Below are 23,386 nucleotides of genomic sequence, written 5' to 3'. Positions count from 1 at the left end.
GGAGCGGATCCGCGGTTGCGTACGAGCGGATCAGCGCGTCGGACGCCGAGGCGCCGCCTAGATGAGTTCGAGGCCGCCCCACTGGCCGGGCTCGCGCAGCTCGCCGTAGTGCACGTCGACGTCGTCGGCCGACACCGAGGCGACGCACGCCAGAAGTGACAGGGTGGGGTAGCCGAGCGGGCGGTTGTCGCGGATGATGGCGCCGTCGTCGGTGGGCGCGAGCTCGGCCGAGCGCTCGAGGACGTCGACCCACGGCATCCACCATCGTCCGTCCACGGCAGGCTCCGTAGCCCGGAACTCGCCCAGCCACCGGGCGATGCGGGGTGTGCCGCTGTCGTCGACGTCGTCGTGGGCGATCATGTGCGTGCCGGGCTCGAGCTCGGTCGCCCGGAGGGTGATGCCGTCCCACGTGAGCACGCGGGCCTGCGGTCCATCGACCTCCACGAGGTTGAACCCGTGAGTCCGTGGTTCGCCGGCGGGGGAGCGGCCGGCCACCGCGTCGAGCACGATGCCGCCGCGCGAGACGAGCTCGGATTCGGGGCGCGTCGACTCGTCTGCGCGGTTGAGGAGCACCGCGAGGCGGCCGGCCGCCGGATCGGCCGCGAGCCAGGCGCCGCCCGCGCGCACATCGCGCACGCCGACGACGCCGTCGTGCGCCTCGGGCCACCAGCGGCCGAGCGGGTTCCACGGCCGTTCGGGGTCCTCGTCGCGGATCGCGAGCACGCGCGTGGGTTCGTCCGGCGACTCGGGGACGCGGATCACGACGGTGCACATTGCGGCGCTCCTCGGGTGGTTCGTACGGCCGGTGGGCCGGGTGTTCGGGCAGTCGTGCCAAGATCGGAGGGTGTTCGTCGTGGTCGGGGTCACCGGTGGCATCGCCGCCTACAAAGCGGTTCAGCTCGTGCGCCTGCTCGTCAAGGACGGGCACGAGGTCCACGTCGTTCCCACGGAGGACGCGCTGCGCTTCGTGGGGATGCCGACCTGGGAGGCGATCAGCCGTCACCCCGTGACGACCTCCGTCCACGACGACGTCGCACGCGTTCGTCACGTCGCGCTCGGCCAGGCGGCCGACCTCGTGATCGTGGCGCCCGCGACGGCGAACACGCTGGCGAAGATGACCGCGGGGCTCGCGGACGACCTCCTCGGAACGACCCTACTCGCCACCACGGCACCGGTCGTCGTGGCCCCGGCCATGCACACCGAGATGTGGCGGCACCCCTCGACGGTCCACAACATGGCGGTGCTGCGCGAGCGCGGCGTCATCGTGGTCGGCCCGGAGGACGGCGAGCTCACCGGCGGGGACAGCGGACCGGGACGGATGTCGGAGCCCGAGGTCATCGTCGCCGCCGCGCTCGCCGCTGCCGAGGGCGGCGCCGGCGACCTGCGCGGACTGCGGGTCGTCGTGAGCGCCGGCGGCACCCGCGAGCCGATCGATCCCGTCCGCTACATCGGCAACCGCTCCAGCGGACGGCAGGGCGTCGCCGTCGCGCTGTCGGCGGCAGAGCGTGGAGCCGACGTCGTGCTCGTCGCCGCCCACGTCGACGACGGGGTGCTGGCCGCGGCATCGGCTCGTCCGGGTCTGCGGGTGGTGCGCGCGGGAACCGCGGCGGAGCTCGGCGAGGCCGTTGCGGCGGAGGCCGGAGGGGCCGACGTCATCGTGATGGCGGCCGCCGTCGCCGACTACCGCGTGGCCGAGGTGTCGCCGCTCAAGCGCTCCAAGGAGTCGGCTCCGGTCGGCGGCATCACGCTCGACCTGATCGAGAACGACGACATCCTCGCGGGGCTCGTCCGGCGCAGGCGCGAGGGTCAGACGATCGTCGGATTCGCGGCCGAGACGCCAGGCGACGGCGAGACCCTCCTCGACCGAGGGCGCCGCAAGGCAGCGCGCAAGGGAGCCGATCTGCTCGCGGTGAACGAGGTGGGCTGGTCGAAGGGATTCGAGGCGGCCGACAACGCCGTCACGATCATCGGCGCGGACGGCGAGGTCATCGGTGCCCGGCGGGGGACCAAAGAAGACGTCGCCGAGGCCCTCTGGGACGCGATCCGCATGGTGCGTGAAAGCCAAGCCAAAACAAAGTAACGAATAAGTAACGGCGCATGTAGAGTGGTCCGCACCACGTCGACGATGACGTGGGGTACGACCCCCGGAGGACATGCCCGATGCCCTACTCCGCGGCATCCGATCGCGCCCGCGACCGGATCCACGCTCTGTCCGTCATGTGCGTCCTCGCGATCGCGAGTCTGGTGATCGCCTTCCTCGGTGCCACCCCTGCGCGCGTGAGTTCGCGCGAGCTGATGGGGGACGAACGGACGCCGGGAGAAGCCGCGTTCATCGCCAGTCATCGCGGCGGAGCGGCGACGGCGCCCGAGAACACGTTGCCCGCCATCACCGCCGCGCTCGCCGCCGGGTTCGACTACGTCGAGGTCGACGTCGCGCTCACCGCCGACCGGCAGCCGGTGCTCATGCACGACAAGACGGTCGATCGCACCACCGACGGTCACGGGCGTCTCGCCTCCCTCAGCCTGGCCGAGGTGAAGGCCCTCGACGCCGGCGCCTGGTTCGACCGCGGCTTCACCGGCACCCCGGTCCCCACCTTCGTGGAGTTCCTCGACGCGCTCGTCGCCGCCGACGGGCGCGCGATCGTGGAGCTGAAGGGCGAATGGGATGCCGCGGCCGTCGACGCGGCGGTCGCCGATGTCGCCGCGCGCGGCCTCGAGCGCCGCATCGTCTTCGCGAGCTTCGATGCGCGGACGCTCGCGCTCGCCGCGGCCGGGTCGGACGTGCTGTCGCGGCTGCTCATCCTGAAGCAGCTCCCGTCGGACGTCGTGAGCGCGGTCGCCGAGGCCGGAGCGCGCGGTGTCGTCGTGAACCGCAAGGCGGTGCTCGCGCGGCCGGGCATCGTCGATGAGCTGCACGCCGCGGGTGCGCGCGTGGTCGTCTACACCCTCAACGACGACTCCCAGTGGGACGAGGTCACGGCCCTCGGCGTCGACGGCATCGTCACCGACGACCCGCACACGCTGTCGGAGTGGCAGAGCGTCTACGCCGGCCCGTGACGGCTGTGCTCGCGCGCGCGGCGTGGCCCGCGGCATCCGTCCGCCTGTCTCGTTAGGGTCGAAGGCGCGTCGCCCTTCCGTCTTCCGCGGCGCGCGAGGGGTGGCGTGGGAATGGTCGTGCAGAGCCGGTTGACGCGGATCGTGATCGGGTGCGTCGCGCTCACGGCCCTGGCGGCTGTCGTGACCGGATGCCGGCCCGAGTCCGAGGCGACGCCCTCGAGCAGTCCCTCGATCACGATGAAGGACCAGACGCCGGATCCGTCTGCGACCCCGGTCGAGACGGAGAAGCCCCAGGCCGGTTTCGAGGTGCCCGGCGGGTGCGAGGAGATCTACTCCGCGGCGATGCTCGCGCAGCTGCAGTCGGCGAACCCGCCTCTCAACGACCCCGGCGTGACGATGCTGTCGACGGAGAACGCCGATCTGCTCGAGCTCATCCACGGCGGAGCGCCGACGCTGCGCTGCTCGTGGGGGCAGCCGAGCGAGGTCGGGCTCGCGACCAACGTGACCGCGGTCGACGCCGAGCAGGAGAAGGCCGTGCTGGCGGCGCTGCCCGCGGCGGGCTTCGGCTGCGAGGCGCTCGGCGACGGCACCGTGTGCCGCATCGAGCAGAGGGGCGTGACGCTCGACGACGAGGAGTACACCCGCGGCGAGACCCACTACGTCGGCGGGGGCGGACTCGTGACGACGGCGTGGATCAACTTCGCCCCTGAGAGGTACACCGAAGACATCGTGGCGACGCTCTGGGGCTGAGTCCGGCGGTCATCCCGCGCGGGAATGCCCCGTTCCGGGGCCCGTTCCCCTAGACTGGTGCGCGGGGAACCGCTGACGATGTCGCAGCTCGCAGAAGCGAGTGCCCGCGACCGCCGGCGGCCAATCCCTGATCCCGCGTTCGCGACGGCGTTCGCGCCGCCCGCGGGAGCACGCAGAACCATCGGTGTCATCCGATCCCCGCCGGACCCCCTATCCGGCATTCACGCTCAGGAGGAGCATGCCGACCACGGCACCCGCCCAGACGGCGCAGCGTCGCCGCAAGTCCTCGTCCGCGCGCCGCGACGACGAGGCCCCCATCATCCCGATCCTCGCCCGCAAGGTCCGCGAGGTCGAGGCGAAGGCCCAGCGCGGCAAGCTCGGGCCGACCAACCGCGTCAAGTTCCAGGTCATCGCGTTCCTGGTGCGCGAGGAGCGCGCGCGGGTGAAGGGCGACTCCGAGCTGACGGATGCTGCGCGCGCCGAGTTGCTGAAGCGGCTCGACGGCGTCGCCACCATCCTCGCGAAGACCGCTGCGCGCGACACGTCGCTCATCCAGCTGCTCGAGGTCGACCAGGCCACTTCTCCCGTCGCCCGACGGATGCGCCGCGACTGGCTGCTCGAGTCGGGCGCCGAGCTGGCGCCCGACGAGCTCATCATCACCGATGTCGCCCCGGTCGTCGCGCCCGTCGTGCCCGCCGCCCTCGCCGAGCGCCAGGTCGTGCCGCCGCAGGTCGTGGCCCGCCGTGACTCCAACCCCTTCCTCGCCCCCGACCTCACGATCCGCGCGCCGAAGCAGACGCCCCGCCGCCGCCTCGACAGCTGGGAGCTCATGGGCCCGCTGTACAAGGCGTTCGAGACCGGCGCCGGCGGCGCGACCGCCTCGATGGATCTTCCGCCCGTTCCCGAGTTCGACCGCCTGTCGCCCAAGGGCCTCGAGGTCATGCCGCACCAGTCGCGGTTCCTCGAGTCGGTGCGCGCCGGTCACCGCACGTTCCTCCTCGCCGACGAGCCGGGCCTCGGCAAGACGGCGGAGTCGGTGCTCGCAGCATCCGTCGCGAACGCGTACCCGCTCCTCGCGGTCGTGCCGAACGTCGTCAAGATGAACTGGGCGCGCGAGGTCGAGCGCTGGACCCCGCAGCGTCGTGCGACCGTGATCCACGGCGACGGCGAGAACATCGACGCGTTCGCCGACGTGTTCATCGTCAACTACGAGATCCTCGACCGGCACCTGTCGTGGCTCAGCTCGATCGGCCTGAAGGGCATGGTCGTCGACGAGGCGCACTTCATCAAGAACCTCACGTCGCAGCGGTCGCAGAACGTGCTGGCGCTGGCGACGCGCATCCGCGAGCAGGTGCCCAACCCGTTGCTGCTCGCCCTCACCGGTACGCCGCTGATCAACGACGTCGAGGACTTCGACGCGATCTGGCGCTTCCTCGGCTGGACAACCGGCGAGAAGCCCGGCCCCGCGCTCATGGAGAAGCTCGACGAGACGGGCCTCACACCGGCCGACAAGTCGTTCTATCCCGAGGCGCGCGACGCGGTGATCTCGATGGGCATCGTGCGACGCAAGAAGAAGGACGTCGCCGCCGACCTGCCCGACAAGCTCATCGCCGACCTCCCCGTGGAGCTCGACGACGAGTTCGGCCGGTCGATCCGCCAGGCCGAGCGCGAGCTCGGCCAGCGGCTCGCCGCGAAGTACCGGCGCATCATCGAGGCGCGCGGCGATCGCGGCTACGGCCCGGGCCACATCGACGAGGACATCGTCCGCCTGGTGGCGCACAACGAGCTCGAGGAGTCGAAGGCCGCCGGCACCGGCTCCGAGAACGTCTTCACGATGGTGCGCAAGATCGGCCAGGCCAAGGCGGTGCTCGCCGCCGACTACGCCGTGCAGCTGCAGCGCTCGGTCGGCAAGGTCGTGTTCTTCGCCAAGCACATCGATGTCATGGACACCGCCGAGGCGCACTTCGCCGCCGCAGGGCTCAAGACCGTCTCGCTGCGCGGCGACCAGGCCACCACGGCCCGCCAGCAGGCGATCGATGCGTTCAACAACGACCCCGAGGTCGGCATCGCGGTCTGCTCGCTCACCGCGGCAGGCGTCGGCGTGAACATGCAGGCGTCGTCGAACGTCGTGCTCGCCGAGCTGTCGTGGACGGCCGCCGAGCAGACGCAGGCGATCGACCGCGTGCACCGCATCGGCCAGGACGAACCCGTGACCGCGTGGCGCATCATCGCCGCCCACACGATCGACACCAAGATCGCCGAGCTCATCGACTCGAAGCAGGGCCTCGCGGCCCGCGCGCTCGACGGCGAGGCCGTCGACCCGCAGTCGAGCGACTCGGTGCAGCTGTCGGCGCTCATGCACCTGCTGCGTCAGGCGCTCGGCGCCGCGTAACAGGCGATTCGACGAGGGGCGGTGCGGGTTTCGCGCCGCCCCTCGTCGTGTGCGGGCCGAGGCGGAGCGCCCCGTGTGGCAGGCCGGGCCATCCGGCACTAGTGTCAGGGGAGGCAGCGACGCCGACCCTCTTCACCGACCCGACAGCGAGGAACACAGCAATGAAGATCGGCATCCTGACGAGCGGCGGCGACTGCCCCGGGCTCAACGCGGTCATCCGTGGCGTCGTGCTCAAGGGCACGACGACCTACGACCTCGAGTTCGTCGGCATCCGCGACGGCTGGCGCGGTGCGGTCGACGGCGACTTCTTCCCGCTGACCCGGCACGAGGTGAAGGGCCTGTCGAAGGTCGGCGGCACGATCCTCGGCACCTCGCGCACGAATCCGTACGAAGGACCGCGCGGCGGCGCCGAGAACATCGCCAAGACGATGTACGGCCACCGCCTCGACGGCATCATCGCGATCGGCGGCGAGGGAACCCTCGCGGCCGCGAACCGCCTCTCCAACGACGGCATCAACGTGCTCGGCGTCCCGAAGACGATCGACAACGACCTGCGCGCCACCGACTACTCGTTCGGCTTCGACACCGCCGTCAACATCGCGACCGACGCGATGGACCGCCTGCGCACCACCGGCGACTCGCACCAGCGGTGCATGGTCGCCGAGGTGATGGGCCGCCACGTCGGCTGGATCGCCCTGCACGCCGGCATGGCCGCGGGCGCCCATGCCATCTGCATCCCCGAGGTGCCGATGTCGATCGACGAGATCACGGCGCTGGTCTCCAAGGCCCACGACCGCGGCCGCGCGCCGCTCGTGGTCGTGTCGGAGGGCTTCACCCTCACCGGCATGGACGAGGCCTACAGCGACAAGGGGCTCGACGCCTTCAACCGCCCGCGCCTCGGCGGCATCAGCGAGATCCTCGCGCCTGAGATCGAGCGCATCACGGGCATCGAGACCCGCGCGACGGTGCTCGGCCACATCCAGCGCGGCGGCTCGCCGTCGGGCTTCGACCGGGTGCTCGCGACACGCCTCGGCCTGCACGCCGCCGACGCCGTCGTCGACGGAGCGTGGGGTCAGATGGTCGCGATGCGCGGCACCGACATCGTGCGCGTCCCGTTCGCCGACGCGCTCGGCGAGCTCAACACCGTTCCCCTCTACCGCTACGAAGAGGCCGCCGCGCTGTTCGGCTGAGTTCGTCGTCGCCAGGTCTCAGGGGACGGATGCCTCGATCCGAGGCATCCGTCCGCACCCCTGACGTGCGGCTCGCAGGCGTGCCACGATGGCGTCGTGGCTGGGGTGGCCGTGAGTCCCGTGCTGATCGGACGCCAGGGGGAGTTCGAGGCGCTGCGCCGCGCGCTCGCGGACGGCAGAGGCGGGGTTCCGCGCGCGATGGTGATCCGGGGCGAGGCGGGGATCGGCAAGACCCGGCTCGTCCAGGAGGCGATCCGGGCGTTGCGAGCCGACGCGGCGGCAGACGATCCGCCTGTGGTGGTGGCGACGGCGCAGTGCGTCGACGGTGGTGACGGTGCACCGCCGTTCCACGCGCTGCGGGGATTGCTCCGTGATCTGCGGGCCGGCGTGGGGGACGGGCTGCTCGACGTCGCATCGGCATCACCGGGTGTGCTGCGCACTCTGGGCGTGCTGGTTCCGGAACTCGCGGAAGCCTCGGCGACGGTCGCGCCCGAATCGATCGAGCCTTCCTCCGACCTCGTCTCGGACACGATCGAGACCGTCGTGGAGCGCCTCAGCGAGAGGTTCCATGTCGTGGTCGTCGTCGAGGACCTGCACTGGGCGGACGCCCTCACTGCATCCTTCGCCACGCTGCTCGCGATGACCCGTCGTGGTCGCCATCTCACCGTCGTGCTGACCTACCGGTCCGATGAGGTGGCGCGCCGGACCATGCTGTCGGGCGTCGTGGCGCTCGAGGGCCGCCGCGACATCGAGCACCTGGAGCTCGCGCGGCTCTCCGGCGCGGAGGTCGGCAGCCAGATCGAGGCGATCGCGCCGGGCCGGTTCTCCCGTGCGGACACCGACGCGATCGCCGCGCGCAGCGGCGGGGTGCCGTTCTTCGTCGAGGAGCTCGTGTCGCTCGAGGCGGAGGAGCTGCCGGGGCCATTGCGCGACCTGCTGCTGCTCCGGTACCGCGGCACCTCGCCCGGGGCACGGCAGATCGTCGCACTGCTCTCCGTCGGCGGCGACGACGTCGACCACGACATCCTCCTGCGGGTGTCGGGAGGGGACCGCACCGTCCTCGACGACGGCGTCCGGGAGGCGCTCGAGCGAGGGCTCATCACGGTCACGGCGACCGGATACGGCTTCCGCCACGCGCTGCTGCGCGAGGCGGTGTACGGCGACGTGCTGCCCGGCGTGCGTCGTGACGCCCACCGGGCCTACGCCGATGCGCTCGAGCGCGCCGGCGCGTCGTTCTCGACCCTGGCCGCGGTCGCGGAGCATCGGGCGAGGTCCGGGGACGTGCCTGCTGCGTTCGACGCCACGGTGCGGTGTCTCGCCCAGCCCGGCTCCGAACTCGCGCCGTCGACGACAGCAGCGCTCTGGCGCCGCCTCGCCGAGTGGTGGGATGACGTCCCCGACGCGCAAGACCGGGTCGGCGGTGCGTCGCGCATGGAGGTGCTGCGACGTGCGGCGGAGTACCTCTGGCACGCCGGCGACTACCTCGAGGCGCGTTCGGTGGTCACCGCAGCGCTCGCGCTTCCCGGACCGAGCGACCCGGTCGAACGCGCGACGGCACTCTGGTGGCTCGTGATGTGCGAAGGCTGGATCAGCATCCGAGCCGATGAACAGGCACTCGCCGAAGCGGACGCGCTGCTCGTCGGCCGCACGGATTCGGCCGCGCTGGCGCAGCTCGCGCGCGTGCGCAGCATCAGCGGCCGGCACGACATCGCCTCGCTGGAGGACGCCGTGTCGATCGCACGCGACTCCGGCGATGCCGAGACGCTCGCGATCTGCCTGACGAATCTGGCGGTTCGCCGCGTGCACGACGGCGACGACGAACTCGCCGCCGCCGCCGCGCACGCGGCGCTCGAGGTGACGCCGCGCGCGGGCGGAAGGCACCGTGCCCTGCTGGTGCTCGCCGGCATCGCTCTCTTCGAGGCACGCTATCGGGAGGCCGCCGAGGGCTTCGAGAAGATGCGTCGCGAGGCCCTCGAGATCGGGCGTGAGCACGGACACGGAGCCATCGCGACCGTGGGCCTGGCGCACACGCTGATCCCTGTCGGACGGCTCGGAGAGAGCGAGGCTCACGCGCAGCGCGCGCTGCAGCTCCTGGTGGTGCCGTTCGACCGGTCGGCGGCCCTTCGCGTCCTCGCGGAGGGCGACCTGTGGGGCGATCGACCGGCGGCCTACGCCGAGAAGCGGCGTGTGATCGACGACGAGATGCCCGACGTCCTCGACGTGCCGGACGAGGACTACGGATGGCGGCGGCTCGATCTCTTGGAGGCGCTCGTCCGCATCGCCGATGAGCCCGACGACCGCCGCAGGCTCGAGCTGGTGCGCGCCGGCGTCTCGCGGGAGTCCGCGCTGCGCGCCGCCGAGACGCAGCCGTGGGTGCGGCCGTGGTCGCTGCCGATCCGCGCGTGGCTGGTGGCAGAAGGCCGCCGTGTCAGCGGCGCCGACCCGTCACTGGACCACGGGATCTCCCAGATCAGGGACGACGTCATGGCGCTGGTGTCACCGCCGACGATTCGCGGCGTCGCTGCGGTGCTCGTGGACTTCGTCGCAGCCGAGTCGACGGCGGATGCCGCCGTCGAGTCCCGCCTCGCCGCGTGGCGTGCGGTGCTCGCCGGGGTGCGCGCGGGCGAAGGCCTCGCGGTCCAGTTCGTGCACCTGGCGACGCTCCGCCTCGCGGAGGCGCTCGTCGAGTGCGGCGACCGCGCCGGCGCGGAGGCGACGCTCGCGGAGCTGGGTGCTTCCGCCCGCGCCGAGGGCGACGCGCTCGTCGCGCGGTGGGCCGCGCAGCTCGCGGCCCGCGCCGGTCTGGGCGGCGACCCGGGCTCGAGGATCGCGTCCCTCACCGAACGCGAGTCACAGGTCCTCGAGCTCGTCGCGCGTGGCATGACCAATCCGCAGATCGGCCGTGAGCTCTTCATCAGCCCGAAGACGGCGTCGATCCACGTGTCCTCGATCCTCACGAAGCTCGGCGTGGCCAACCGCACGGAGGCCGCCGCCTTCGCCCGTGCTCGCGCGCCGGCTGCGCCCGCACACGACTGAGGGCGGGCTCCGCAGAGATCCCGCCGTCGATGCGTGGGTCCGGTTCAGGCGTCGGCGACGCCCAGCACGTCCAGGAGCCACGCCAGCTCGAACGCGCGCTCGCGCCACGCGTTGTAGCGGCCCGAGACGCCGCCGTGGCCGGCGACCATCTCGCACTTGAGCAGCGCGTCGGCGCCGACTTCGCGCAGGCGCGCGACCCACTTCGCAGGCTCGACGTACAGGACCCGGGTGTCGTTGAGCGATGTGACGGCGAGGATGCGCGGGTATGCAGCATCCGTCCGCACGTTCTCGTACGGCGAGTACGACTTCATGTAGGCGTAGACGTCGGGGTTGTGCAGCGGGTCGCCCCACTCGTCCCACTCGATCACCGTGAGCGGCAGAGACGGGTCGAGGATCGTGGTCAGCGCGTCGACGAACGGCACATCGGCGAGCACACCCGCGAAGAGCTCGGGCGCGATGTTGGCGACCGCGCCCATGAGGAGGCCGCCGGCCGAGCCGCCCTCGGCGACAAGTTGCGACGCCGTCGTGTAGCCGTTGTCGATGAGGTGCAGTGCGCTGTCGACGAAGTCCGTGAAGGTGTTGCGCTTGTTGAGGAGCTTTCCGTCCTCGTACCACTGGCGCCCCATCTCGCCACCCCCACGCACGTGGGCGACGGCGAAGACGACGCCGCGGTCGAGCTCCGACAGGCGCGGCACCGAGAAGCCGGGCTCGATGGAGTGCTCGTACGAGCCGTAGCCGTACAGGTGCACCGGGCGCGGCGCCACGCCCGCGTCGCCGAACGAGCGCTTGTAGACGAGCGAGATCGGGATCTGCGTGCCGTCCTGGGCGGTCGCCCACACGCGGGCCTGCGCGTAGTCGTCGGGCTCGTAGCCGCCGAGCACCGGCTGACGCTTGCGCAGGTACAGCTCGCGCGTGGCGATGTCGAGGTCGTAGACGGTGCCGGGGGTGACGAACGAGCCGTAGCCGAGGCGCAGCAGGGGAGGAGCCCACTCCGGGTTGCCGCCGGTGCCCACCGAGTACAGCGGCTCGTCGAACGTGATCTCGTCGACGGCGCCCGTCGCGTAGTCGAGCATGCCGAGGCGGGCGAGGCCACCGCGGCGGTAGCCCACGACGCCCCAGTCGCGGAACGTCGAGACGCCGAGCAGGCGCTCGCCGGGACGATGGGGGATCACGACAGCACGGTCGCCGGACGGATCGGATGCTGCCACCCGCACGAGCTCGAAATCGAGGGCTCCGTCGTTGTGGAGGACGAACAGCACGTCCTCGCCGTCGACGACGGCGTGCTCGGAGTCGTATTCGACCCCCTCGGTGCGAGGCCACACCACGCGCGGCTTGCCACGGAGGTCGTCGGCATCCAGCAGCCATTCCTCGCTCGTGATCGAAGAGCCGAGACCGATCACGAGGAAGCGGTCGCTGCGCGTGAACCCGGCGCCCACCCAGTACTTCTCGTCGGGCTCATGGAAGAGCTTCGCGTCGTCGTCGACGGCCGTGCCGAGCTCATGCAGCCAGACGGTGTCGGGACGCCACGCGTCGTCGACGGTCGTGTAGACGATGAAGCGGCCGTCGGGCGAGAAGGTCGCGCCTGCGAAGGTGTCGGGGATCTCGTCGGGGAGCTGCTCGCCCGTCACGAGGTTGCGCACGCGCACCGTGTAGCGCTCGTCGCCCGCGACGTCGACGCCGTAGAGCATCAGCGTGCCGTCGTTGGAGACCTCGAAGCTTCCGAGCGAGAAGAACTCGTGGCCCTCGGCCTCGACGTTGCCGTCGAGGAGGATCTGCTCGCCTGCGACCTCGACGCCGGGGGAGAGCTCAGGGGGCGTCCAGTCGTCGGCGGACGCGAGCGGAGCGCGGCACTGGATGCCGTACTGCTTGCCCTCGAGCGTGCGGCCGTAGTACCACCACTCGCCCCGGCGGGTCGGCACCGAGAGGTCGGTCTCGAGCGTGCGGCCCTTGATCTCGCCGAAGATGCGCTCGCGCAGAGCGTCGAGGTGCGCGGTGCGCTGCTGCGTGTACGCGTTCTCGGCTTCCAGGTGCGCGATGACGGCGGAATCCTCCTTCTCGCGGAACCACTCGTAGCGGTCTTCGACGTCGTCGCCGTGATGGGATCGGACGATCGGACGGATGCCGGCGACAGGGGCGGACGGGGCGGGTGCGGAGTCGCTGAGAGTCACCGTTCCACGCTAGTCGCCTGCTGAGTTGACCGTCAGGGTCGCCGATGTAGGATTCTTCCTGGCCGGTTGCCGGTTCCTGAACTCTTGGTGAACTGTTCGTTCGTCGCGTCGATCTCGTCGGCACACTCTTTCTCCACTCCTCCTCCCCGAAAGCGAACGGTGGAAACCGCAACCCTCATCATCGTTCTGGTGATCGCGCTGGCGCTGTTCTTCGACTTCACGAACGGCTTCCACGACACCGCGAACGCGATGGCGACGCCCATCGCCACCGGCGCGCTCAAGCCCAAGACCGCAGTGCTCCTCGCCGCCGTCCTGAACCTGGTCGGCGCGTTCCTGTCGACGGAGGTCGCCCAGACGATCTCGGGCGGGATCATCAACGAGGAGCAGATCTCCCACGACATCTTCCCGGAGATCATCCTCGCCGGCCTGATCGGCGCCATCACGTGGAACATGCTCACGTGGCTGCTGGGCCTTCCGTCGTCGTCGTCGCACGCTCTCTTCGGCGGCCTGATCGGCGCGACGATCGTGGGCGTCGGCTTCACCGCCGTCAACTTCGGCGTGGTGATGTCGAAGGTGATCCTCCCGGCGTTCATCGCGCCCGTCACGGCCGGCGTCATCGCGTTCACCGCCACGAAACTCGCGTACGTCCTCACGCGCCGCTACGACAGCAAGCCCGACGGCCGCGACGGATTCCGGTTCGGCCAGATCTTCACGTCGTCGCTGGTGGCCCTCGCTCACGGCACGAACGACGCGCAGAAGACGATGGGCATCATCACCCTCCTCCTCATCACCTCGGGTCTGCAGTCGGCCTCGAACCCTGAGCCGCAGACTTGGGTGGTGTTCGCGTGCGCGATCACGATCGCACTCGGCACCTACATGGGCGGCTGGCGCATCATCCGCACCCTCGGCAAGGGCCTCACCGAGGTCAAGCCGGCGCAGGGCTTCTCGGCCGAGGCGTCGACGGCGTCCACGATCCTCGCCTCGAGCGCCCTCGGCTTCGCGCTGTCGACCACGCAGGTCGCCTCGGGGTCGGTCATCGGCTCGGGCCTCGGTCGTCGCGGCTCCCAGGTGCGGTGGCGCACCGCGGGCCGGATCATGGTCGGCTGGATCCTCACGCTCCCGGCCGCGGGCGCCGTCGGCGCCGCTGCCGCGCTCATTGTGGTGTGGCTGCCGGTGTGGGGCGTCATCATCGACGCGGTCCTCGCCGTCGTCATCATCCTCTTCCTCTTCATGCGCTCGCGCCGCGACGAGGTCACGGCGTCGAACGCGATGAGCGAAGTGGCAGACTCCGGTCGGGCCGTCAAGGTCAAGCGCAACCCGCCGCCCACGCGCCGACAGCGCGCGCTCGCGCGCGACGAGGCGCGGCGCGTGGCCGCGGTGGAAGCGGCCGCGAAGAAGGCCGCCAAGGCGGCCGGGCGATCCGAGAACCGTCCGAAGGACGGAGGCCCGCGATGATCATCAACTGGCTCGCCTTCGTTCAGGTGTTCCTCGCGGCGTTCATCTCGGCCATCGTGGTCGTCTCCTTCTACGCGCTCGGCCTGCGACTGCTCGTCCGCGCCGGCCGCGCTCCCGTGGTGGCCCCCGCGGAGTTCACCGACGCCATCACCGTCATCTCCGAGAAGGAGGCGCGGCGCGCCGAGAAGGCCGCCGCGAAGGCGGCCAAGCGCAGCCCGCTGACCGTCGGCCAGAAGCGGTTCGCGCTCGCAGGCGCCTACGCGTGCTTCGCGGTCTGCGCCGCGGCCGTGCTCGGCGGACTGCTGCTCATCATCTTCAACCACTGAGGACGGATGCCTGCAACCAGGCCGCCGGCATCGTCATTCCGCGAGCAGCATCTATCAATCTGATATCGGTCGAGCTCGCGCGGGTATCAGCCTGATATCGGGGTCCTTGACGGATACCGGCGCGAGTTTCACAGTGTCGTCATGGACCTCCGTGTACTGGGGGCGTTGACACTCGACGAAGGCCGGATCGCGCTCCCCCCTCGTGATCGTCTCGTGCTGGGAGCACTCGCCGCACGGATCGGCAGAGCGGTCACAGTCGAGGCGATCGCGACCGCGGTGTGGGGTGACGCGCTGCCCGCGTCGTGGTCGAAGGTGATCCCGGGCTGCATCATGCGTCTGCGCAGAGAACTGCCGAAAGCCGCGATCGCAACGACGGCGGCCGGGTACACCCTCGCACCCGCGGCGGTCGAACTCGACGCCGCGCAATTCGTGCGGCTCGTCGAGCGCGGCTCGCGGCTGCTCGAGTTGAATGAGCCGGATCGCGCGGCCCACTCTCTCTCGGAGGCACTCGGATTCTGGCGAGGACAGCCGTTCGCCGAGCTGCAGGATTGGGAGCCCGCGCGCATCGAGTCCGATCGGCTGGACGAGATCCGCCTTGCGGCGGAGGAATCTCTGCTGGAGGCGCGGTTGCAGTCGGGTGACCTGGTCGACGCGGCCGCCGAAGCGCGCGCCCGTGTCGCGGAATCGCCGATGCGGGAGCGCCGCTGGGTGATCCTCGGGCTCGCGCAGTATCGCCAGGGACGTCAGGCGGACGCACTCGCCACGATCCGTCGTGGACGCGAGCTGCTCGCGACCGAGCTCGGCCTCGACCCGTGCGCCGAGCTCGCCACGCTCGAGCAGGCGATCCTCCGGCAGGACCCCGAACTGCAGTCGGCGGCCGCGTTTCGCACGGCGAGCGCGGAGTGTCCGTACTTCGGCCTCCCACCCGCCGGCGCGGACGACGGGGAGCGCTATTTCGGGCGTGAAGACGAGCTCGACCGCGCGCTTCAGGAGCTGGAACGGCACGCCGTGCTGGTCGTCTCGGGGTCGTCGGGGGTCGGAAAGTCGTCGTTCGTCCGCGCCGGGATCGCAGCGCACTACGCGGCGCGCGGCAGGCGGGTGACGGTCGTCACGCCCGGAGAGCGTCCGCTCGAGGTGCTGCGCGAGCTCACGCGGCATGACGGCGAGTCGCTGTTGATCGTCGACCAGTGCGAGCAGGCGTTCGCGATCGACGATCGGGATCAGACCCGTCGGTTCTTCGAGGAAATGGGCCGACTGGTGTTCCAGGGTCCGCTCGTGATGGTGATCCGCGCGGACCGGCTGGGCGATCTCGCCGACCACCACGGCTTCGCGGGGCTCATCCAGTCTCACCTGATGATGCTGGGTCCGCTCTCGGCTGACGGTCTGCGTGCAGCGATCGAGAAGCCCGCGCGGCAGGCAGGACTCATCCTCGAGCCGGGGCTGGTGGAAGTCCTGGTGCGTGACGCGGACGGGCGGAGTCTGCCGCTTCTGTCGCACGCGCTGTACCAGGTGTGGCAGCGACGCGAGGGACGGGTGCTGAGCATCGACGGCTACCACGCGTCGGGGGAGATCGACGGCGCCGTCGCGCAGACGGCCGAGGAGATGTTCGCTGATCTGTCGCACGAGGGCGCAGGACTGGCACGCGACATCCTGCTCCGGCTCGTGGAGCCTTCCCGCGGCGGTGGAGTCATCTGTCAGCGTGTGGACCGCGCGACGGTCGCGGTCGACGAGTCTCACGCGCGCGTGGCCGAGCGGTTGGTGGATGCCCGCCTGGTGACCAGCGACGAGGACTCCTTCCAGCTGGCGCACGAGGCTGTCGCCCGTGAATGGCCCCGTCTGCAGGAGTGGCTCGCCGACGATGTCGAGGGGCAGCGGACCATGCGTCATCTCAACGCCGCAGCGACCGCATGGGAGGAGATGAGTCGACCCGACAGCGAGCTCTACCGTGGCGGCCGACTGAGCGCCGCCGTTCAGTGGCGGGAGTCGGCGCAGCCGGTGCTCGCCCCGGTCGAGGTCGCGTTCCTGGACGCCTCGGTCGAGCGAGATGCGGCTGATCTCGATGCCACGCGGGATCAGCTGCAGCGGGAGCGACGCTCCGTCCGGCGCCTGCGTTGGCTGGCCGGCGCGACCGCCGCGCTCGCCGTGGTGGCGCTCGCGGCGGGGGCCCTCGCGGCGGTGCAGACGTCGGTGGCCAACGAGCGGGCCGTGATGGACGATGCGCGTCGGGTCGCCGCTCTCGCCGCCGCGGAGCCCGTGTACGAACGCGCGCTCCTCATGGCGGTGGAGGCGATCCGCCTCTGGGATGCGCCGGCGACACGCAGGTCTCTCCTGGACATCATGGAGCGCAGCCCGCGCATCGCGAGCGTGACGCGACTGGGCGACAACATGGGCATCGAGACGATGATGCTCGGTCGCGACGACTCCACTGTGCTGGTCATCGACGACACGATCACCGCCGGTGTCATCGACCTCGATGAGCGAGCCCCGATCGCCGTCGCCGATGTCGGGGGAGGGATCGTCCTGGACGCCGCCGAGGGACCCGGCGGGGGGATCGCGCTGAGCGTGATGCAGGGCGACTGCGGGGGCAGCGGCTGGTGCGAGGCGCCCGACCTCCGCACTTTCGACATCGGCCGCGGGAGTGCTCGCGAGCTGACGTTTCCCGTGTTCGGTTCGGAGGTGCTCGACATCGAGTACTCGCGCGACGAGTCGCTGGCGGCGATGATCGCGCCGCTCCCGTGGATGGCGGAAGGTGCGAACGTCGCCGTCTGGCGGGTCGACACGCCGGACGAGCCGCTGCTGCTCCGGCTCCCGCAGGCGGGGACCAACCCAGGACCACCGAGCTGGGCGAACTCGTTCGGACGCGTGCGGTTCTCCGCCGATGGCACGCGGCTGTACGCGAGCGGATTCGGCCCGACCGCCGTTTTCGATACGGCGGACGGCGCGCTCCTCGACGAGATCGAAGGCGACGGTCTGCTCGCGGTCAGCCCCGACGGGCAGACCCTTCTCCTGCGCGAGGGCCGCCAGGCGGCGCGCATCGTCGACCTCGCGGATCCGTCTCGGTCCCGTCTTCTCGAGATGGATGCCGACGTCGTGGACGGCGCATTCAGCCCCGACGGCACCGACGTCGCCACCGCCTCGGGGGACCGAGCGTGGCTCTGGCGAGCGCGCACCGGCGACCTGCTGGAGGTCCTCGCCGGCCATCGCGGCATCGTCCGGGCGCTGGCGTTCCGTTCGACGGGCGAACTTGTGACGGCAGGCAAGGACGGAGCACTGTTCACCTGGGCGCTGGACGATTGGACCGAGTCGTTCCGCGTGATTCGGGATCTCAGCGGCCAGCCTTCCCTGAGGGATGAGCGCGCCCTCACCTACGCTCTCCCTAACGGCGGGCACGTGAGGGTCTCCGCCGACGACCCTGACATCTGGGTCGAACGGGCTTGTGCGATCGCCGGGCGCGGCCTCAGCGAGGAAGAGTGGCAGGAGGTCTTCGCGGACCGACCACATGACCCCGCTTGCTCGAAGGGCGCTCCGTCCGCGCTGCCCGAATAGACTCGGCCGCATGGCCACCGCCGCACCCGTCCAGTTCGGTCAGTACCCGCCTGCGCGGCGCACGCTGCTGCACGTGAGCGACACGCACCTGCTCGCGGGCAACGCGCCGCTCGGCGGCCGTTTCGACACCGCGGCGAACCTCGCCCGGACGCTCGAGGCGGCAGAGGCCACCGGCATCCGTCCCGACGCGATCGTGTTCACCGGCGACTTGACGGATCTCGGCGAGCCCGAGGCGTACACCGCTCTGCGCGCCGCGGTGGGGCCGGTGGCGGAGCGACTGGGAGCCCCGGTGGTGTGGGTCGCCGGCAACCACGACGAGCGCCCGGCGCTGCGGCGCGACCTCCTCGGGCTGGAGCCGACCGAGGAGCCCGTGACCGGCGTATGGGATCTCGGCGGGCTGCGGCTGATCGGTCTCGACTCGACGGTGCCCGGCTGGCATCACGGCGATCTCGACCACGGGCAGCTCGAGTGGCTGCGCCGTGAGCTCGCGACGCCGGCGCCGCTGGGCACGATCCTTGCGCTGCACCACCCGCCGCTGCCGTCGCACGTGCCGCTGTTCGACATCCTCGAGCTTCGGGAACAGGGGCGACTCGCCGACGTGATCGCCGGCACCGATGTGCGCGCGATCCTCGCGGGCCACCTGCACTACTCGACGAGCGGCACGTTCGCGGGCGTCCCGGTGAGCGTGGCTGCAGCCACCTGCTACACGATGAACCTGGCGCGCCCCGCGGCGGACGTCAACGGCATGGACGCCGGCCAGTCGTTCCACCTCGTGCACGTCTACGACGACACGATCACCCACGCCGTCGTGCCCGTCGTCGACGCGCCGACCGGCGATGTCTTCTCCGCCGAATGGGTCGAGCGGATGTCGCGACTCACGCCAGAGGAGCGACTCGAGGCGTTCTCACGCAAGCGCCGCTGACGGCGGTCTCCTCACCGAATGCTGACCGCCGTCATGTACGTGGAGGCGGAGCCGGGTGTACGCCGTGTACAACCCGGTGGGCGGGCCCCGCGGGTAGGCTCGAAGCATCCCGCACACCGCTGTGAACGACCCACGAGGACTGCAACACATGGCTCTGGACGCAATGACGCGAACCCGCATCGAGACCGACTCCCTGGGATCCCTGGAGATCCCCTCCGACGCGTATTGGGGCATCCACACCGCCCGCGCGCTCGAGAACTTCCCGATCTCGAAGAGGCCGATCTCGGTCTACCCCGACCTGGTGCGGGCGCTCGCGATGGTGAAGCAGGCGTCGGCCCGCGCGAATCGCGAGATCGGGGTGCTCGACCCCGCCAAGGCGGACCTCATCGACCGTGCCTCGCAGCTGGTCATCGACGGCGACTACCACGACCAGTTCGTCGTGGGCGTGATCCAGGGCGGCGCCGGCACGTCGACCAATATGAACGCGAACGAGGTCATCACCAACATCGCGCTCGAGCTCGCCGGACGCCCCAAGGGCGACTACGACTTCCTGTCGCCGATCGACGACACCAACCGCAGCCAGTCGACGAACGACGTCTATCCGACCGCCATCAAGGTGGGCCTGGGTCTCGACCTGAAGACGCTGCTCGAGGAGCTCGACCTGCTGCGCCGCGCGTTCCTGGCGAAGGCGGTCGAGTTCCACGACGTGCTGAAGGTCGGCCGCACCCAGCTGCAGGACGCGGTGCCGATGACGCTCGGCCAGGAATTCCACGGGTTCGCCACGACACTCGGCTACGATCACCAGCGCCTCACCGAGAATGCCTACCTCCTGTACGAGGTCAACATGGGTGCGACCGCGATCGGCACCGGCATCACGACGCATCCCGCGTACGCGAAGGCCGTGCTGCGCCACCTGCGCGAGATCTCGGGCCTCGACCTCGACACCGCCTCCGACCTGGTCGAGGCGACCAGCGACACCGGCTCGTTCATGTCGTTCTCGGCGTCGCTCAAGCGCAACGCGATCAAGCTGTCGAAGATCTGCAACGACTTGCGACTGCTGTCGTCCGGCCCCCAGGCCGGATTCGGCGAGATCAACCTGCCCGCGCGGCAGGCGGGGTCCAGCATCATGCCCGGCAAGGTGAACCCCGTCATCCCCGAGGTCGTCAACCAGGTCGCGTTCTCGGTCGCAGGCGCCGACCTCACCGTCACGATGGCGGTCGAGGGCGGGCAGCTGCAGCTGAACGCGTTCGAGCCCGTCATCGCGCACTCGATCTTCCAGTCGATCACGTGGCTGCGTCAGGCGATGTACACCCTGCGTGTCAACTGCGTCGACGGCATCACCGCGAACCGCGAGCGGCTCGGTGCGATGGTCGGCTCGTCCGTCGGCGTGATCACCGCACTCACCCCGTTCATCGGCTACGCGGCGGCCGCAGCCCTCGCCAAGACCGCCCTGCTGACCGGGCACGGCGTCGCCGACCTCGTCGTCGAGGCGGGCCTCATGTCGCGCGAGGAAGTCGTCAAGCAGCTCTCGCCCGCCCGCCTTTCGGGACTCGAAACCATCACCGCCGCGATCCCGGTCGTGGCGGCGCCCGAGGACGTCGTCGAGGAGGCGCCGGCAGACACGCGCTGAGCCGGTTGCCGCGGGCGGCTCCCGATCGATAACGTCAGGGAGACTCGAACGAAAGGCGAGAAATGACCGATCCGCAGAACCCGGCCGCACCCGAGCCGCCGCAGCAGCCCGCGTCGCAGCCCACTGCGCCTCAGCCGCCCGCCGCCGACGCCCCGTCCGGCACGGGACCATCGGACTACCCGCCGCCGGCTCCTCGACCCGAGTACGGGGCGGCTCCGCCCTCCTACCCGGCCGCCTCGCCCGCGTACGGCTCGGCTCCGCCCGCCGCGTACGGCGCCCCGGCCGACGGCCCGGTGCCCGGCAAGACGCTCGGCATCGTCGCGTTCGTGCTGTCGTTCTTCGTCCAGCTCGTGGCGCTCATCCTCGGCATCGTGGCACTCGTGCAGAGCCGCAAGGCGGGCGTCAAAAACGGCTGGGCTGTAGCCGCGATCATCATCTCGGCGGTGCTGATGCTCCTCGGCATTATCCTGTTTTTCGCGATCGTGCTCCCGCTGCTGACCTTCTCCGGGGAAGTGCTGCAGGCGTGCCAGGAGGCCGGCTTCACCGGGACCGTCGAGGTCCGCGGTCTGCCGGTCGACTGCGCCACGGTCTCGAATTGACCTGACATCGCAGACGGCGGGTGCCCCACGGGGCGCCCGCCGTTCGTCGTACGCGGCGGGAGCGGCGATCCGCCTCCACACCCGCGCCGCGGGAGGAAATCAGTCGAGGATGCGGCAGTGCGTGGTGAGCGCGCCGATGCCGTCGATCCCGACGGTGACGGTGGAGCGGTCGCGCAGGAACACCTGCGGGTCCCGCGAGTACCCGGCGCCGCCCGGGCTGCCCGTCGAGATGAGCGTCCCCGGCAGCAGCGTGGCCGACTTCGACAGATGCGAGATGAGCGTGGCGACCGGGCGCACCATCTGACCCGTGGTCGCATCCTGCAGCGTCGTGCCGTCGAGCACCGTCCAGATGTGGAGATCCTGCGGGTCGGGCACTTCGTCGGCGGTGATCACGAAAGGACCGGTCGGCGTGAAGCCGTCGAAGGACTTGCAGCGCGACCACTGCGCCTCGGAGTACTGGATGTCGCGCGCGGTGATGTCGTTGACCACCGTGTAGCCCCAGACGTGGTCGAGCGCGTCCTCGGGGGAGACGTCCTTCGCGGGAGTGCCGATGATGACGCCCAGCTCGGCCTCGTAGTCGACGGACTCGCTGAGGGACCGCGGCCAGATCGTGGTGTGGTCGTGCCCGGCGAGCGAGTTCGGCCAGAGCACGAACACCGTCGGCGTCGAGTCCGTCTTCAGCCCGAGCTCGCTCGAGTGCGCGGCGTAGTTGAGGCCGATCGCGAGGATCACCGGGGGCGCGAGCACCGCGGACGCGAAGCCCAGCCCCTCGATCGGATGCCGCGTGCCACGGTCGGCGGCATCCCGCACGCGTGCGAGCAGCTCGTCGCCACCGGCGATGAGCTCCTCGAGCACGCGGGGCGCTCCGTCGAACAGCTCCTCGACGATCGCCACCTCGTCGCCATCGACGAGTGCGAGCCTCGGCTCGCCCGACTCCGGTGGCACGACATGGGCGAAGCGCATGCCCCCAACCTAGCCGCCGGGATGCGCGCGCGGGCCGTCCACAGCCCTGATGACGGGTGAGCGTTCTGCACCCATAGGCTGTGCGCATGACGCTCGACCCCGGTGCCTCCCGCCCCCGGCCCTCGCTCACGCCGCCGGAGTTCGCCTCCGCGCTCGCGCAGCCCCGCGTCGCGGCCCCCGCGGCGATCACGCCCCCGTCATCCGCACCCGCACCCGTGCAGATCCCGACCGCCGCCGCGTCGCATCGCGGACGCGGTGCGTCGGTCTGGATCATCGGCATCCTCGTGCTCGTGCTGATCGTGCTGGTGGCCTACTTCCTGACCGCGCTCGGCCCGGCGGCGTCGCTCATCGGGATGGTGCTGGCGGTGGTGCCGCTCGTCGGCGTTCTCTTCGCGGTGCGCATCGTCGACCGCTGGGAACCCGAGCCCCGCGGACTGCTCATCCTCGCGATCGCGTGGGGTGCGATCGCCGCCGTCGGCATCGCGCTCGGCGTCGACCTGCTGCTGTCGATGGTGTTCGGCCCGGCGACCGGGTCCCGTGAGGTGCTGCAGACCGTCGTCCAGGCACCGGTCGTCGAGGAGTTCGCGAAGGGACTCGGCGTCTTCCTCATCTTCGCGACCGCCCGGCGCGCGTTCGACGGCCCGATCGACGGCATCGTCTACGGCGCGCTGGTCGGTGCCGGCTTCGCGTTCACCGAGAACATCCAGTACTTCGCCGTGAGCTTCATCGAGGGCGGTGCGACCGAGACCACCACGACGTTCTTCCTGCGCGGCATCCTGTCGCCGTTCGCCCATGTCATGTTCACGAGCGTCACCGGCTTCGCGCTCGGTCTCGCCGCGCGCCGCGGGCTGTCGACCGGTCAGGCGATCGGCCCCGGGCTGCTCGGGCTGGCGGGCGCGATCGCGCTGCACGCGTTCTGGAACGGCTCCGCCATGTTCGGGGACTTCTTCTTCCTCTACCTGACGCTGCAGGTGCCGCTCTTCATCGGGTTCATCCTCGGTGTCGTGGCGCTCCGGCGAGAGGAGTCGCGGCTCACGCGACGCCGGCTCGGCGAGTACGCGTCGGCCGGCTGGTTCACCCCGCAGGAGGTCGACATGCTCGCGACCTCGGCGGGGCGCAAGGCCGCCCTCGCGTGGGCGCGGACGCTGCGGGGGGACCGCACGGCGCTCATGAAGACCTTCATCACCGATGCCACGGCCCTCGCCGCGACGCGTCAACGGGCGATCACCGGGCGTGATCCGCAGGCGGCGGGCGAGGAGCGGGACCTGCTCGCGAAGACCGCCGCGACCCGCACCGCGATGTTCGCGCCGTGACCGGAGAACCCCGGAGACAAAGACTCAGCGCTCGGTGCC

At 70.8% G+C, this 23,386-nt stretch carries 16 protein-coding genes; 13 read left to right on the top strand and 3 right to left on the bottom strand.

Features of this window, described 5'->3' with window-relative positions; all coding sequences use genetic code 11:
• Positions 1-57: 57 nt before the first annotated feature.
• The gene (locus ASF40_RS14180; RefSeq protein ID WP_056370185.1) at positions 58-774 is read right to left on the bottom strand and encodes an NRDE family protein; all 717 of its coding nucleotides are present in this window, start codon (positions 772-774) and stop codon (positions 58-60) included.
• 70 nt (positions 775-844) lie between these two features.
• Here ASF40_RS14180 and coaBC point away from each other — a divergent pair, with 70 nt between their 5' ends.
• From coaBC to ASF40_RS14150, 6 genes are all read left to right on the top strand, one after another.
• Entirely contained in the window at positions 845-2,080 is a 1,236-nt protein-coding gene (gene coaBC / locus ASF40_RS14175; RefSeq protein ID WP_056370183.1) for a bifunctional phosphopantothenoylcysteine decarboxylase/phosphopantothenate--cysteine ligase CoaBC, read from the top strand.
• An 80-nt stretch (positions 2,081-2,160) separates the two neighbouring features.
• Positions 2,161-3,057 carry a glycerophosphodiester phosphodiesterase gene (locus ASF40_RS14170; protein ID WP_056370181.1) on the top strand — a complete coding sequence of 299 codons (897 nt, stop codon included), beginning with the start codon at positions 2,161-2,163 and terminating at the stop codon, positions 3,055-3,057.
• A 111-nt stretch (positions 3,058-3,168) separates the two neighbouring features.
• On the top strand, positions 3,169-3,807 hold the full coding sequence (locus ASF40_RS14165; RefSeq protein ID WP_056370180.1) for a hypothetical protein: 639 nt from the start codon (positions 3,169-3,171) through the stop codon (positions 3,805-3,807).
• Between the two features lie 238 nt (positions 3,808-4,045).
• The gene (locus tag ASF40_RS14160; RefSeq protein ID WP_056370177.1) at positions 4,046-6,199 is read left to right on the top strand and encodes a DEAD/DEAH box helicase; all 2,154 of its coding nucleotides are present in this window, start codon (positions 4,046-4,048) and stop codon (positions 6,197-6,199) included.
• 161 nt (positions 6,200-6,360) lie between these two features.
• Positions 6,361-7,389, top strand: coding sequence for an ATP-dependent 6-phosphofructokinase (locus ASF40_RS14155; RefSeq protein WP_056370176.1), 1,029 nt, complete (start codon positions 6,361-6,363; stop codon positions 7,387-7,389).
• A 96-nt stretch (positions 7,390-7,485) separates the two neighbouring features.
• Positions 7,486-10,425 (top strand): helix-turn-helix transcriptional regulator, encoded by a 2,940-nt coding sequence (locus tag ASF40_RS14150; protein WP_082497077.1) that lies wholly within the window; start codon positions 7,486-7,488, stop codon positions 10,423-10,425.
• 44 nt (positions 10,426-10,469) lie between these two features.
• On the opposite strand, the gene ASF40_RS14145 is transcribed toward ASF40_RS14150, so the two are convergent.
• The gene (locus tag ASF40_RS14145) at positions 10,470-12,593 is read right to left on the bottom strand and encodes a S9 family peptidase (RefSeq protein ID WP_056370172.1); all 2,124 of its coding nucleotides are present in this window, start codon (positions 12,591-12,593) and stop codon (positions 10,470-10,472) included.
• 159 nt (positions 12,594-12,752) lie between these two features.
• Between ASF40_RS14145 and ASF40_RS14140 the strand changes: the two genes are divergently transcribed.
• The 6 genes from ASF40_RS14140 (at position 12,753) to ASF40_RS21505 (ending at position 21,071) form a co-directional block, all read left to right on the top strand.
• Entirely contained in the window at positions 12,753-14,048 is a 1,296-nt protein-coding gene (locus ASF40_RS14140; RefSeq protein ID WP_056370170.1) for an inorganic phosphate transporter, read from the top strand.
• The gene (locus ASF40_RS14135) at positions 14,045-14,374 is read left to right on the top strand and encodes a hypothetical protein (RefSeq protein ID WP_056370168.1); all 330 of its coding nucleotides are present in this window, start codon (positions 14,045-14,047) and stop codon (positions 14,372-14,374) included. Before ASF40_RS14140 ends, ASF40_RS14135 begins: the two co-directional genes overlap by 4 nt.
• A gap of 141 nt (positions 14,375-14,515) precedes the next feature.
• The gene (locus tag ASF40_RS14130) at positions 14,516-17,920 is read left to right on the top strand and encodes an nSTAND1 domain-containing NTPase (RefSeq protein WP_056370166.1); all 3,405 of its coding nucleotides are present in this window, start codon (positions 14,516-14,518) and stop codon (positions 17,918-17,920) included.
• Between the two features lie 10 nt (positions 17,921-17,930).
• Positions 17,931-18,842, top strand: a complete 912-nt coding sequence (locus tag ASF40_RS14125; RefSeq protein WP_056370163.1) for a phosphodiesterase — start codon at positions 17,931-17,933, stop codon at positions 18,840-18,842.
• A gap of 148 nt (positions 18,843-18,990) precedes the next feature.
• Positions 18,991-20,472, top strand: a complete 1,482-nt coding sequence (locus ASF40_RS14120) for an aspartate ammonia-lyase (RefSeq protein ID WP_056370161.1) — start codon at positions 18,991-18,993, stop codon at positions 20,470-20,472.
• Positions 20,473-20,534: 62 nt separating this feature from the next.
• On the top strand, positions 20,535-21,071 hold the full coding sequence (locus ASF40_RS21505) for a DUF4190 domain-containing protein (protein ID WP_235560247.1): 537 nt from the start codon (positions 20,535-20,537) through the stop codon (positions 21,069-21,071).
• A gap of 99 nt (positions 21,072-21,170) precedes the next feature.
• On the opposite strand, the gene ASF40_RS14110 is transcribed toward ASF40_RS21505, so the two are convergent.
• A complete protein-coding gene (locus ASF40_RS14110) occupies positions 21,171-22,034 on the bottom strand; it encodes a fumarylacetoacetate hydrolase family protein (protein ID WP_056370159.1) in 864 nt (287 codons plus the stop codon).
• 86 nt (positions 22,035-22,120) lie between these two features.
• Between ASF40_RS14110 and ASF40_RS14105 the strand changes: the two genes are divergently transcribed.
• Positions 22,121-23,347 carry a PrsW family intramembrane metalloprotease gene (locus ASF40_RS14105; RefSeq protein ID WP_056370157.1) on the top strand — a complete coding sequence of 409 codons (1,227 nt, stop codon included), beginning with the start codon at positions 22,121-22,123 and terminating at the stop codon, positions 23,345-23,347.
• The last annotated feature ends 39 nt before the right edge of the window (positions 23,348-23,386 follow it).

Origin of the sequence: Microbacterium sp. Leaf288, assembly GCF_001422925.1 — a bacterium.
Taxonomy (GTDB): Bacteria; Actinomycetota; Actinomycetes; order Actinomycetales; family Microbacteriaceae; genus Microbacterium.
Note: the sequence above shows the minus strand (reverse complement) of the source record. Positions and strands in the feature narration are given on the sequence as shown.

Excerpts from the sequence above, each read along its gene's own strand:
- ASF40_RS14120 (WP_056370161.1), top strand. The coding sequence starts at position 18,991 with ATGGCTCTGGACGCAATGACGCGAACCCGCATCGAGACCGACTCCCTG.
- ASF40_RS14155 (WP_056370176.1), top strand. The coding sequence starts at position 6,361 with ATGAAGATCGGCATCCTGACGAGCGGCGGCGACTGCCCCGGGCTCAAC.
- ASF40_RS14135 (WP_056370168.1), top strand. The coding sequence starts at position 14,045 with ATGATCATCAACTGGCTCGCCTTCGTTCAGGTGTTCCTCGCGGCGTTC.
- ASF40_RS14105 (WP_056370157.1), top strand. The coding sequence starts at position 22,121 with ATGACGCTCGACCCCGGTGCCTCCCGCCCCCGGCCCTCGCTCACGCCG.
- ASF40_RS14160 (WP_056370177.1), top strand. The coding sequence starts at position 4,046 with ATGCCGACCACGGCACCCGCCCAGACGGCGCAGCGTCGCCGCAAGTCC.
- ASF40_RS14130 (WP_056370166.1), top strand. The coding sequence starts at position 14,516 with ATGGACCTCCGTGTACTGGGGGCGTTGACACTCGACGAAGGCCGGATC.
- ASF40_RS14165 (WP_056370180.1), top strand. The coding sequence starts at position 3,169 with ATGGTCGTGCAGAGCCGGTTGACGCGGATCGTGATCGGGTGCGTCGCG.
- ASF40_RS14170 (WP_056370181.1), top strand. The coding sequence starts at position 2,161 with ATGCCCTACTCCGCGGCATCCGATCGCGCCCGCGACCGGATCCACGCT.
- ASF40_RS14125 (WP_056370163.1), top strand. The coding sequence starts at position 17,931 with ATGGCCACCGCCGCACCCGTCCAGTTCGGTCAGTACCCGCCTGCGCGG.
- ASF40_RS14180 (WP_056370185.1), bottom strand. The coding sequence starts at position 774 with ATGTGCACCGTCGTGATCCGCGTCCCCGAGTCGCCGGACGAACCCACG.
- ASF40_RS14110 (WP_056370159.1), bottom strand. The coding sequence starts at position 22,034 with ATGCGCTTCGCCCATGTCGTGCCACCGGAGTCGGGCGAGCCGAGGCTC.
- ASF40_RS21505 (WP_235560247.1), top strand. The coding sequence starts at position 20,535 with ATGACCGATCCGCAGAACCCGGCCGCACCCGAGCCGCCGCAGCAGCCC.